A 12,309-nucleotide genomic window follows, 5' to 3' on the forward strand; every position below is an offset into this window, starting at 1 on the left:
AATATGAGGTGGAAAATATGTGGAGACAAATAATGGAACAGCCGCGTTTTTGTATAGGGGCATATACGGCTATGTTCGTTTTGATTTGGCTGATCGGCTGGGCTTGTAACGCAGTTTATAGCACTCATTTTGATTTAGACAGACTTAAGGATATATATATTTGGATAATGTCGCAGCTTAATGCTACTCATGCGATTAATTCAATCTGGAATAGCCCAAGAGGCATTGATCCTGGCGACAATGATAATAAAGCAGGGTGTTCTATTAAGTTATAGCTTACATACAAGCGTATTAATTGTAATTACTGCTAGTAATTTCGATAAGGACTTAGTTTATATAAGTAGTGATGTATTAGTGCTAAGCCAAATAAATAACGGTTTAAAAGCTTGTTTAATTAAAGCATATCCAAATTTCTGCAAAATGGAATAGCTATTTATAATGTTATTTTTCGTAATTTAATAAAGATAATTCTGGATAAAAATCCTTTTTCTTGGTAAGATTTATTGTAAGGATATAATAATCAAATAGCTTTTGGTTATCCGTCGGAGGGATACTAATGCATTTATGGTGTACTGAAAAACAAACTCATTCACTAGGTTTAACCACACGAATTAAAGAGACGCTTTATACTGGTACTTCAGAGTTTCAAAATATAGCTGTTGTTGATTCAATGCAATTTGGCCGTATGCTTATACTTGATGGTGTTTTTCAGACAAGTGTCTTTGATGAGTTTGTCTATCATGAAATGATTGCTCATGTACCTCTATACATTCATCCTAATCCTAGAAATGTACTTATAATTGGTGGTGGCGATGGCGGAACTGTGCGTGAAGTTGTAAAACACGATTCAGTAGAAATTGCCGAGATGGTTGAGATTGACGGTATGGTCGTAGAAGCCTGTCAAAAATACTTGCCTGAAATTAGTATTGCATTAAATGAAAATAATCCTAAAGTACGCCTTAAAATTGGGGATGGTATTCAGCATATGAAAGAAGCTGAAAAAAAATATGACGTAATTATTGTAGATTGCTCAGACCCAATTGGACCAGGCGAAGGATTATTTACGCATGATTTTTATAAAGATGTTTCTAGAGCACTTAAAGATGATGGTCTTTTCGTGCAGCAGACAGAGTCGCCTTATTACCACCAGGAACTAATAAGGCGTTTAACGAAAGATATTTCGTCGTTATTCCCAATTACTAAGATGTATCTAGCAAATATTCCGCTCTATCCAGGTGGACTGCATTGCTTCACGATTGGTTCAAAACAATATTATCCAGACAAAGTTGATATCAAAGGGCGTCAAAAAATAACAACTCGTTATCACAATGCAGAGATTCAAAAGAGCTGTTTCGTTTTACCTAATTTTGTTCAAGATTTAATTAAATAGTTAAATATTAAAATCACCCCTAACTGTAACGGTTAGGGGTGATTTTAATATAGGTCATTGATATAAAATAGTTATTTTAATTTTTCTGGGTTAAGTCCATCCAGCTCTGAAATTACAAAACGTCCATCTTTCCTAATCAGACGGTTATCAAACCAGATTTCTCCGCCGCCATAGTTTTCAGTCTGGATTGATACCAAATCCCAGTGGATTGCAGATTTATTGCCGTTATCAGCTTTTTCATAGGCCATACCAGGTGTGAAATGAAAGCTTCCCTGGATTTTTTCATCAAATAACGTATCCTTCATTGGTGTAGTTATATAAGGATTTACACCGATAGCAAACTCTCCAATATACCGAGCGCCCTCATCAGTATCTAAGACTTTATTGATTTTATCAGTATGATTGGCAATGGCCTTAGTGATTTTTCCATTGGTGAATTCGAACCTAATATTCTCATATGTAACTCCTTGATATACTGCTGGAGTGTTATATGTAATAAAGCCATTAACCGAATCTTTCACTGGAGAAGTATAAACCTCTCCATCAGGAATGTTTCGCAGCCCAGCGCATTTTATAGCAGGAATTCCTTTAATCGAAAAGCTGAGATCGGTATTTGGGCTGACAATACGAACTTTATCTGTCTTTTCCATTAATTCTACTAGTGGTGTCATGGCATCCGCCATCTTAGCGTAATCAAGATTGCAAACATTAAAATAAAAATCTTCAAAAGCTTCTGTACTCATATTGGCCAACTGAGCCATTGAACCATTTGGATAGCGCAGAACACACCACTTTGTTTTCGGAACTCTAATATCGCTGTGAACAGGTTTCAGCCAGTATTGCTGATATAGCTGGATTTGTTCACCAGGTACGTCAGATAATTCGCTTACATTTTCACTGGCTCGTAGGCCGATATAGGCATCCATATGCTGCATTCGGGCAGATTCAAATTGGCCAATCAATTCTAACTGCTCTTTACTTGCGCTTCGGACAAGAGCCCGTTGAAGCTGATTGTTTTTTATAGATATAAAGGGCAGAGCTTTTGCGGCATAAGCTTCATCTACCAGTGCTTTTGCCAGCGGGAATGCATCATCAAATACTTCAATCAGGATTTTTTCACCTGCTTGAAGATTAGTTGAATAAGTTATAAGATTTTTAGCTAGCTGTTGAATACGAATGTCCAAAATATCGCCTCCGAGTTAAGATAAACTTACTCCATTAGTATTGCATAAAAGGCATAAAATACCTCTAAAAAATATTTAGTATAGGGCTTGTTTTTTTTTACATAATGATTTATAATTTGTTATGTCGTTCCTCGATAGCTCAGCTGGTAGAGCAATCGGCTGTTAACCGATCGGTCGTAGGTTCGAGTCCTACTCGAGGAGCCATTTATGCAAGGCCCGTTGGTCAAGCGGTTAAGACACCGCCCTTTCACGGCGGTATCAAGGGTTCGATTCCCTTACGGGTCACCAAAATTGGGTGATTAGCTCAGCTGGGAGAGCGCCTGCCTTACAAGCAGGATGTCGGCAGTTCGATCCTGTCATCGCCCACCATATTAAATGCTTAGAGTGTTTAGATTTAATCTAAACACTCTTTTTGTTTTACAGTACATCTTTTGTGATGTTTTAAAAAACAATTATACCGTAATTTTAACTTGTGTTCTCATTGAACGCAGAGGAAATTGTGATAATTTGGCGAAAGTATGTTATCGATGTAAGTGTATGGATGTGATTATGTGAAAGAAGATAACTCACGAGGTGCTTGGGCTAAGTTTGCTATTATTGTAGCTCTATTATTTTTACTTGCGGGTATGTGTAATCTTCTGTTTGAAATTAAGTACCATACAGTTGTTGCTAACAAACGTGAAAGCTTGAACATGGTTACAAACCATCTGGACGTACACCTAAATAGTCGTCTTACAGCATTGCAGTTGATTGCAACAGATGCTAAGATTTTATCAATGATACCTAGCGAAATCCAACCTGAGCTTAATCGAGCAGTGAAGGTAATGGGATTTTTTAATGCAGTAGTATTTGATATTGAGGGAAACTTTATAGCCGAAGGTGAACCTGAAAGACATATTGGACAGGTATATGATCAGGAAAGCTTTGCTAAGGCAGCTCGAGGTTCGCCTGTTATTTCAGGGAGAATTGTCTATAGTGATTTAAATAGCGCCTATGTTAGTCTGCGTGTGCCAATAATAACTTTAGATGGAGAAATTAAAGGTGTACTTGTAGCGGGGCTGACTATTGATACGATAAGAAATTTTATTGAATCCAAATCTCAAAAAGATGATTATATTTTTATTATTGATCATAATACAAACTTTATTGCCCACCCTAAGCTTGCTGAAATATATCCTGAAAACAAAGCTTTTGCTAAATATGAAGGACAATTCTTCAAAACTTCGGAAGGCCAATTAATTGATACAGCAATAATTGACGGTTTTGAAAAGTTATATATTTATACCGCTTTTGATAAAACAGATTGGAGAATCGTAAGAGCCATTCCTGTTGATTTATTGTACTATGAAGTTCTTAAAGCAATGATCCCAGAGCTAACATTCATTGTTTTAATGATATTCCTTATTGGACTATCATATAGAGTTGTACGGCAATCACAGCGCTTTCATGCTGAAAGAGAGAATATGCGGCTTGAACGTCTGACAACTGTAAGCACTATAGCCGCTGGTTTAGCTCATGAGATTCGTAATCCCCTAACGGCAATTAAGGGTTTTGTTCAATTAATGCTAAGGAAGACAGATCGGCCTGTTCAGCCTAGTCATTTGCAGATAATGCTAACTGAAATTGAGCGGATAGAAAGATTGACAAACGAGTTCCGAATGCTGGCTCGCCCGCCAAGGCCGCCGAAATATGAGCCGCAGGATCTTGTTAAAATTATTAATGATGTTTTGTTTCTTATTGAACAGCAAGCAGAGGATTTGGGGTTAGAAATAGTTTTTCAAGTTGATACTTCGAGTGGAAATAACCAGTTATTATGGCCTATCTTAGTAAATTCAGAACATGCCCCTGAGGGCTTTTATCTTGTTTTTGGTGATGAAGGTCAGTTGAAGCAGGTCCTTCTAAATCTTCTGCGCAATGCTGTGGAGGCAACATCAGAAGGTGGAAATATACTTGTTACTCTCGGAAAGCATGATCAAAATATTGTAATTACAGTTAAGGATACTGGTGTAGGTATTCCGCCGGAAATACTTACAAGGCTTGGTACACCCTTTTTTACAACAAAAGAATCGGGAACTGGCTTGGGGTTGTCGGTTTGCTTTAGTATTATTCAACAACATGGTGGTAAAATAGAAATAAACAGTGATATAGGTGAAGGAACAAAAGTAGAGATTACTTTACCTAAACTAAAAAATTGATAACTACTCATTGGTTTTTCTTAAAAATGGACTTGGCATTGCCAAGTCTTTTGCAAATATAACAACTCATAAAGATATATATAATAATCTATTGCAATTTATATTGCGTTTTGGGAAAGGTGTGATTGAAATGGAAACGCAGGAACGTCGTTCAAAGATTTTAGCTAGGTTAAAGTCAACAAGTAGTCCGCTTACTGGAACGGCTTTAGCGAAAGAATTGGGTGTTAGCAGGCAAGTTATTGTAGGTGACATTGCTATTATACGGGCTTCAGGGATAACTGTTTATGCAACACCTCAGGGATATATGATACCGCAAGTACACACTGCATCTGTTATTGCAACTATAGCATGCCGGCATGATCGCGATGAGTTGGAGAAAGAATTATCCATTATTATAGATAATGGAGGTAAGGTACGTGACGTAATAGTTGAACATCCTATTTATGGGGAAATAACTGCGAACCTTATGTTAAGCTCTCGACGTGAGTTGGCTGATTTTTTACATAAACTTGCTGAAAGTGGTGCAGCGCCATTAGCGACTGTAACTGGTGGAGTTCATCTTCACACTATTGAAGTTCCTAGCGCTGAAGTACTCTCAACAATAGAAGAAGAACTACGTACCAAAGGTTTGCTTATGAGATAATTTCAAAAAGTAAGTAAGACAGTAGCTATAATATTGGATATTAACTTAAGCTGGGTGGTAACATATATCCACCCAGTTTTCTATTTTTAGAAATTCAAGTTGTCTTTTGCCTTATCTGGTTGTATAATAATCCCATTGACAATACTGGTGTAAAGACAGTAGGTGGAGGTAAAAATGGATATAATCAGTCGTCTAGAGCAGATACCGGTGAGTCGCTTTCACTATAAGCTTTTGTTAATAACAGGACTAGGGTGGATGTTTGATGCAATGGATACTGGCATCATTGCATTTGTTTTGCCAACCCTTGCTAAGAACTGGGGATTATCGGCAGCGCAAATGGGGTACATTGGCAGTATCGGACTATTAGGAATGGCATTAGGAGCCGTTCTTGCTGGAACTTTAGCTGACCGTTTTGGTCGTAAGTGGCTTTTCGCTGTAACGTTAGTTATTTATAGCGTAGCTACAGGTCTTTGTGGACTAGCTTGGAATTATGAGTCATTATTAGTATTCCGATTTTTGGTAGGTTTTGGACTTGGGGGACAGCTCCCTGTAGCTGTAACTTTGGTGAGTGAATATTCACCACCGGCTGCACGGGGCAAGTTTATTGTGTTGTTGGAAAGTTTCTGGGGATTAGGCTGGTTGGCAGCTGCATTGATAGCATATCTTGTCATCCCTCGTTTTGGTTGGCAGTCAGCCTTTTTGATAGGGGCATTACCGGCATTTTATGTTTTTTATGTTTGGCGTTCTGTTCCAGAATCGGTCAGATATTTAACCAACAAAGGGCGCTTAGATGAAGCGCACGCAATTGTCAGTGCTATGGAAAGAGAGACTGGACGTAAGGTTGAAACTAATATTATTGGCCCGCCAGTGATAAATGCTGGGAAAATTTCATTTGCAGATATCTGGGCACCCCAGTTTGCTAAGCGTACAATTGTACTATGGCTATTATGGTTTGGCATCGTATATTCATACTACGGGATATTTACCTGGCTTCCGTCGTTGATGGTTGGCCAAGGTTATACAGTAATAAAAAGCTTTGAATATGTACTTATAATGACTTTGGCACAGCTTCCAGGATATTTTACTGCCGCGTATTTAGTCGATAAGATTGGAAGAAAGCATACTTTGGCAGGTTTTCTAGCGATGAGCGCAGTGTGTGCATTCTTTTTTGGTCAGGGCGGCAGCCCTCAGAGTTTAATAATTTGGGGCAGTTTAATGTCGTTTTTCAACCTAGGAGCTTGGGGCGTTGTCTATACATATACACCGGAGCTTTATCCTACCAGGATAAGGGCATTTGGTTCAGGTTGGGCTGCTGCTGTTGGACGTATTGGTGGTATCTTGGCCCCAACAGTAGTTGGATATATGATAACAGGAACACAGGGGTTTGCTAACGTTTTTATGATGTTTACTGGCGTAATGCTGCTTGTTGCGTTAATCGTATGGATAGCAGGGGAAGAAACTAAAGGAAAAACACTTGATGAAATAAGCAGCTAGTCGGGCTTGAAAATTAAAACCAGCCCTTAATAGAATGCATGGGCTGGTTTGATTATTTGTGCTATAAAGAGTATAATTAATTCATATGTTTTTTTGGGGGAGTTAGATGGCAAGTTTAAGTTTTTTAATTGCTTTACTGGCAGCGTTCTGGGTATATAAAGATGCAAAATCTCGAGGTCAGAGTAAAAATACGGCATTGTTATGGGCTGTGGGCACTCTCGCTATGTTAATAGTATTTTTGCCGTTATACCTGCTGTTTGGGAGGCGCAAACCAGAAATGCGTCGCAATGATGAAAAGACAATTGATGTTGAGGCAACAGTGATAGAAGATTCTATCAGCTGCCCGATGTGTGCTAGTAAAGTTAAAGACGACTTTAAGGTTTGTCCTTACTGCAGCTATACACTTCAGCCTAAATGTGAACAATGCGGCCATGAGCTAAAACGAGAGTGGAAAGCATGTCCTAACTGTCAAACGCCAAATTCTAATAAATAATCAATTGGATTAATATTCAAATATATAAGCTAACTTTTTATTAGACATCGCACCTGAATGTATGTTATAATAGCTTTTGTCATTAAATATGCGCCCGTAGCTCAGGGGATAGAGCGCCGGCCTCCGGAGCCGGGAGCGCAGGTTCGATTCCTGCCGGGCGCGCCATAAAATCATGCGATAATTACCAATTCTTAAGATCCGTCAATAAGAATTGGTTTTTTGATTTTTTAGTGGAATGCCAGATTACATACATAGAAGATTGTTATGAAGATTCTTGATATAGCATATACATTCTTGATATATTTAAGAAAGCAGCTCAAACCATCTCGAGTATCGCAGAGAAGATTTAAGCTGCTTTATATGTCAGTGTAATCTAGAATCCCTTCCTTAAATCTACAAAATTCTACATTGAAAAATAAAGCTGAGTGATATATTATAATATGTAAACTAGTAATAATTTCTAGTAAATAATTACTAAGATTGGAATGATAGTGTGAAATTTTTATTAATTGCAATAGTAATTGCGACAGCTGAGCTAGCTTATACGATCTTTCACGAGCTAGCGGAACACTCTAGCAGTACCCTAACCTTTTTTAAATTAATAAGTTTCACATTTTTAGTTTCAAGCGTAACAGTGCTGATTGCAAAGTATCGCAGCGAAGCTTCATCTGCAAAACAAAAAGCTGAGGAGTCTATAAAAAACAGTCTTAATGATCGAAACCTATGTGAAAATCTTCTAGAGAATATGCCATGCGCGATTGTATCCGTTGATCCAGATTTTGTGCTTCGGCGCGTAAATAAGCAGGTGTATCATATTACAGGTTTTGATCCGGATAAAATGATCGGGAAAAAATGTTATGATTTTTTTGGCATGGGAAAAGTTTGCATTGGATGTCCGGTTCAAAAATCGCTAGAGTCTGGACAGGTTAATTATAATGTTAAGCAAGAAGTGGACAGCAAGGGTAATGAAATTTTCATACATCAGACAGCTATTCCTATTTTTAATAAGGATAAATCCATAGATTACGTTCTCGAAGTAGTTATTGATGTAACTAATCAGAAAAAGCTTGAGTATTTGAATAGTAAATTATATAAACAAATGGTTATTAGCTTAGCTCATCTAATTGAAAGCAGAGATGAGTATACTGGCAGCCATTCATTAAGAGTTAGAGAAATAGCAGTAGAAATTGGAAGAGAACTAAATTTGGATTCAAATATTATCCAAGAGCTTTCAATTGCAGCTGAACTGCATGATATAGGGAAAATTGGGATACCCGAGTCCATCTTAAATAAACCCGGAAAACTTAGCAATTTGGAATATGACATTATAAAACAACACCCGATACTAGGCTATAATGCTTTAAAGAATATTGACCAGCTTGTATCAGTATCTGAGGCTATACTTTATCACCATGAAAGGTTCGATGGGACAGGTTATCCAACCGGAAAAAGCGGCGTAAAAATACCTATCATAGCAAGGATTTTAACAATAGCTGATGTCTATGAAGCGATTACCTCAAATAGGATTTATCGAAATGCAATGACGCAAGAGAAAGCTGTGGAAGTAATGGAAGATGGACGTGGAAGTCATTTTGATCCAGAAATTTTGGATGTATTTTTTTCAATATTAAGGCGGAAAGATAAAAATAACTAGCTGAGTTTTGATAATAAAATATGCAAATAAGAAAAAGAAGGCTGCCTGGCCTTCTTTTTTATATATTGATGAACTTCGAAACTCAATAATATGTTTAGGTTATCAACGCTTCTCGACTGCATTAATATCGTCCCGAACAAAAGATTTTGTGCACTCGTCTAATCTGCATAATATTTGACAATAGGCGTCCATAACAAAATCAATAGTTTCAGGCCGTAATAAATTACTTGTCTGAAATGAACTTGCGTTAAGCAGATTCAAAAGAATATTTTGGGCTAGCTGCAATCGTACAATGGTTATTTCGGCAAGTAATGCCGGGTCAGTTATCTGTCTTTCATTCATTATAATTCTCCTCCACCAATTGATCTAGATTATCCGAGGACTAAGCCACGCTAATACTACTAGTTTATACAAGTCGATACTCACTACTAATCATGCTTTTTAGATGGGTTTATACCCAAGGGGCACAGGCAAGTTTCACCTGAAATGGGGCTCACTTTATATATATTGTAGGCGACTGTAATTATTCTCACTTGTACACCTAGTATGACTTGGTAATACTGGCTTGTTTTGACAAATAGAAAAAAGGAAAGTAAAATGTATAAGGCATTAAAATCCATCAGTAAGTAACTTTTTTTCAAGAAAAGTCGATTTTACTGAAACGTTGTAAGGGATGATATTATGGCTGTTATTTTACGCGAAAGAGTACGTTTTGTAGAGACAGACGCAATGGGGGTAGCACATCATGCTAACTATTTTCGCTGGTTCGAAATGGGGCGTGTAGAATTCTTGCGTCAGGCAGGTATTTCTTTAAACGAGCTAATTAAGGCAGGCATATTGTTTCCAATTACTAATGTTGAATGCAAGTATCGTGCATCAGCAAGATTTGATGATAATATTCTTATTGAGACTGAGGCTATTGAATTTACGTCAGTAAAAATGATATTCAATTATAAAATTTTTCGGGAAGAAGATAGATTATTATTAGCAAATGGGCAAACTCAAAATGTATTCACTGATTTAAATAGTAAAATCATAAGATTACCTTCAGAATATGTTGTTAAGATAAAAGACTTAATAGCTTTAGAAAACTAAATAAGCATATTAGGAGTCGACAGGAGGTGGCGTAATGTCTAACAATGCGCCAATCGGTATATTTGATTCGGGAATCGGCGGCCTTACGGTTGTAAAAGAAATTAGAAAAATTATGCCGCAAGAAAACTTGATATATTTTGGTGATACTGCCAGAGCACCCTATGGTTCACGTTCACCGGCGCAGATTATAGAATTCATGCATCAGATTCTTAAGTTTTTTTCAGAGCAGAATGTAAAAATGGCTATTTTTGCCTGCAATACTATGACTGCGTTAGGACTAAACCAAGCTAAAGAAAAATATCCTTTTCAGCTTATTGGAATGAGTACTGGTGTTGAGCAGGCTCTTAGTAGAAGTGTAAATAAAAATATCGGCGTTATTGCTACACAGGCTACAATTGCCAGCGGCTCGCATGGCAACGATATTAAGAACACAGCGCCAAAGGCAAGAATTTTCCCTCAGGCCTGTCCCAAATTTGTACCCCTTATTGAGAATGAAGTGATTAATGGCGCTGAGATTAGTGAATCGGTATGTGAGTATTTGACACCAATGAAGGATGTCGGCGTTGACACTCTTATACTGGGATGTACACACTATCCTTTTATAAATGAAAGTATTCGCAGTATTGTTGGTCCTGACGTTAATATAGTAAATCCTGCAAGTGATACAGCAGCCGCTGCGTATAATGTATTAGTGCGGAAAGGACAATTAGCTGATGATAAGCAGCAAGGACGTGTAAGACTGTGTTTTTCAGCTGGCGTAGACAAGGCTAAACGCATGGCGGATTTGGTTATGGACACAACAAATGTTGAATTTGAATTAGTAAATTTAGAAGTATAGTGTTAAATCGTAGTAGATAAGGGAAAAATTTGGTATAATAGTGATTGTTAGGACTTTGGTTAGAGATGGAGGCGTAGGTGTGGAGTTTCTAATAGGTTTATTAATTGTAGCAGTTTTAGTGGTAGTTGCTATTCGTCTGTTTATTGCCAATCAGGGTGATGCCGAATTTTTATTTCAGGTAGATCAGGCCTCAGCCTTTGAAGTATCTAAAATGAGTGAGGATACTGTTACAGTAACATGCAAGGTTCCTTTCGTTAACAAAGGGAGTCAGGATGGTACAATTATGGATTGTTATACCCGACATTTGCTGCCATGCGAGCAGTATGATGGCGTCGAAGTATATTCCCGGTTGGAGTTGGAAGCAGCTCCGCGAACAGATGGCTATTTTGAGGCTATAATTATCCCTAAGCAAACAGGACAAACAATAATTGTAACAGTTACGTTAAAAGCAAAAGATGGCGATATAAAGCAAGCGCTTGCGCAAATGGTGGACATGCCTATCGATATTGTATATCAAATTGTAGCTCGCAGTGATTGGTATATTAATAAAACGCGCTTAATGATGAAGGCGAACGAAATTGTACGGGCCGCGGGCGTTTCGGCTGGCGCGCGATAGGAGGATAATTATATGGCAGATATGGAATTAGTACCGGTACGTACTCGTATCTTAACAGATAATGATAATATCGTTGATATTATCGAGAAATATGCTAAAGGCAACGTAGGACCTAATGATGTAATATCTGTTGCTGAAAGTGTTGTTGCTATAACTCAGGGACGAATGACTAGACCGGAGGATCTTAAGCCTGGCTTGTTAGCTCGGGTTATGTGTCGGTTTGTTCCGCAAAAAGGCAGCTTATCCAGCGCCTACGGAATGCAGGCAGCGATGAATATGGAAGGAGAATGGCGGTTCTTCTTTGCGATGGTTGTCGGAACGTTGGCGAAGTTTGTTGGAAAGAATGGTGTATTTTATGAATTAGCTGGCGAGCAGGCTGCTTTGATAGATGATGTCACTGGAACAATGCCGCCTTTTGATAAGCACATAGTATTTGGTCCGCTAGATCCTGTAGGTGTTGCCGAGCAGATTAAACAGCGCTTGGGATGTTTCGGGGCGACTGTTGCTGATGTTAACGATTTAAAAAGATCCCGTATTGTGGGAACGTCATCAGGTCTTAATCCTGACCTTTTAGCTAAAATCCTTATAGATAATCCATTTGGAAACGCATCCCAGAAAACACCAATAGTAATCATAAAAAACTATGCGCAAGCGCAAGCTAAAGCATTGGGTTAAATGTCCCATAAAGAGGATAGAATAAAACTATC

Annotated in this window: 13 protein-coding genes and 4 tRNA genes; 15 read left to right on the forward strand and 2 right to left on the reverse strand. The window is 38.0% G+C overall.

The genetic code is table 11. The features are described from left to right. Positions 1–17: 17 nt before the first annotated feature. Positions 18–275 carry a hypothetical protein gene (locus V6C17_RS00765; protein ID WP_333520652.1) on the forward strand — a complete coding sequence of 86 codons (258 nt, stop codon included), beginning with the start codon at positions 18–20 and terminating at the stop codon, positions 273–275. Between the two features lie 281 nt (positions 276–556). Beyond that, positions 557–1,390, forward strand: coding sequence for a polyamine aminopropyltransferase (speE, locus tag V6C17_RS00770; RefSeq protein ID WP_333520653.1), 834 nt, complete (start codon positions 557–559; stop codon positions 1,388–1,390). 71 nt (positions 1,391–1,461) lie between these two features. On the opposite strand, the gene V6C17_RS00775 is transcribed toward speE, so the two are convergent. Further along, positions 1,462–2,574 carry an aminopeptidase gene (locus V6C17_RS00775; RefSeq protein ID WP_333520654.1) on the reverse strand — a complete coding sequence of 371 codons (1,113 nt, stop codon included), beginning with the start codon at positions 2,572–2,574 and terminating at the stop codon, positions 1,462–1,464. A 128-nt stretch (positions 2,575–2,702) separates the two neighbouring features. Here V6C17_RS00775 and V6C17_RS00780 point away from each other — a divergent pair. From V6C17_RS00780 to V6C17_RS00820, 9 genes are all read left to right on the forward strand, one after another. Further along, positions 2,703–2,778: transfer RNA gene (locus V6C17_RS00780), tRNA-Asn, on the forward strand. Positions 2,779–2,787: 9 nt separating this feature from the next. After that, positions 2,788–2,862, forward strand: a tRNA-Glu gene (locus tag V6C17_RS00785). Positions 2,863–2,867: 5 nt separating this feature from the next. Next, positions 2,868–2,943 (forward strand) — tRNA-Val (locus V6C17_RS00790). Between the two features lie 182 nt (positions 2,944–3,125). Continuing rightward, positions 3,126–4,769, forward strand: a complete 1,644-nt coding sequence (locus tag V6C17_RS00795) for a sensor histidine kinase (RefSeq protein WP_333520655.1) — start codon at positions 3,126–3,128, stop codon at positions 4,767–4,769. Positions 4,770–4,899: 130 nt separating this feature from the next. Then, positions 4,900–5,412 (forward strand): transcription repressor NadR, encoded by a 513-nt coding sequence (locus V6C17_RS00800; RefSeq protein WP_333520656.1) that lies wholly within the window; start codon positions 4,900–4,902, stop codon positions 5,410–5,412. A 174-nt stretch (positions 5,413–5,586) separates the two neighbouring features. Beyond that, positions 5,587–6,906, forward strand: a complete 1,320-nt coding sequence (locus V6C17_RS00805; RefSeq protein WP_333520657.1) for an MFS transporter — start codon at positions 5,587–5,589, stop codon at positions 6,904–6,906. Between the two features lie 106 nt (positions 6,907–7,012). Next, entirely contained in the window at positions 7,013–7,399 is a 387-nt protein-coding gene (locus V6C17_RS00810) for a double zinc ribbon domain-containing protein (protein WP_333520658.1), read from the forward strand. 90 nt (positions 7,400–7,489) lie between these two features. Next, a tRNA-Arg gene (locus V6C17_RS00815) sits at positions 7,490–7,564 on the forward strand. Between the two features lie 328 nt (positions 7,565–7,892). Then, complete coding sequence (locus V6C17_RS00820) at positions 7,893–9,053, forward strand: HD domain-containing phosphohydrolase (protein WP_333520659.1); 1,161 nt, start codon at positions 7,893–7,895, stop codon at positions 9,051–9,053. A gap of 102 nt (positions 9,054–9,155) precedes the next feature. On the opposite strand, the gene V6C17_RS00825 is transcribed toward V6C17_RS00820, so the two are convergent. After that, complete coding sequence (locus V6C17_RS00825) at positions 9,156–9,395, reverse strand: hypothetical protein (protein ID WP_333520660.1); 240 nt, start codon at positions 9,393–9,395, stop codon at positions 9,156–9,158. A 339-nt stretch (positions 9,396–9,734) separates the two neighbouring features. On the opposite strand from V6C17_RS00825, the gene V6C17_RS00830 reads away from it, so the two are divergent. From V6C17_RS00830 to V6C17_RS00845, 4 genes are all read left to right on the forward strand, one after another. Then, a complete protein-coding gene (locus tag V6C17_RS00830) occupies positions 9,735–10,148 on the forward strand; it encodes an acyl-CoA thioesterase (RefSeq protein WP_333520661.1) in 414 nt (137 codons plus the stop codon). A 34-nt stretch (positions 10,149–10,182) separates the two neighbouring features. Next, positions 10,183–10,986, forward strand: a complete 804-nt coding sequence (gene murI / locus V6C17_RS00835; RefSeq protein ID WP_333520662.1) for a glutamate racemase — start codon at positions 10,183–10,185, stop codon at positions 10,984–10,986. Positions 10,987–11,065: 79 nt separating this feature from the next. Further along, complete coding sequence (locus V6C17_RS00840) at positions 11,066–11,602, forward strand: hypothetical protein (RefSeq protein ID WP_333520663.1); 537 nt, start codon at positions 11,066–11,068, stop codon at positions 11,600–11,602. A 12-nt stretch (positions 11,603–11,614) separates the two neighbouring features. Further along, entirely contained in the window at positions 11,615–12,277 is a 663-nt protein-coding gene (locus V6C17_RS00845) for a coenzyme F420-0:L-glutamate ligase (RefSeq protein ID WP_333520664.1), read from the forward strand. The last annotated feature ends 32 nt before the right edge of the window (positions 12,278–12,309 follow it).

The sequence above is a fragment of the Dendrosporobacter sp. 1207_IL3150 genome, from assembly GCF_036763085.1.
Lineage (GTDB): Bacteria > Bacillota > Negativicutes > DSM-1736 > Dendrosporobacteraceae > JBAIYU01.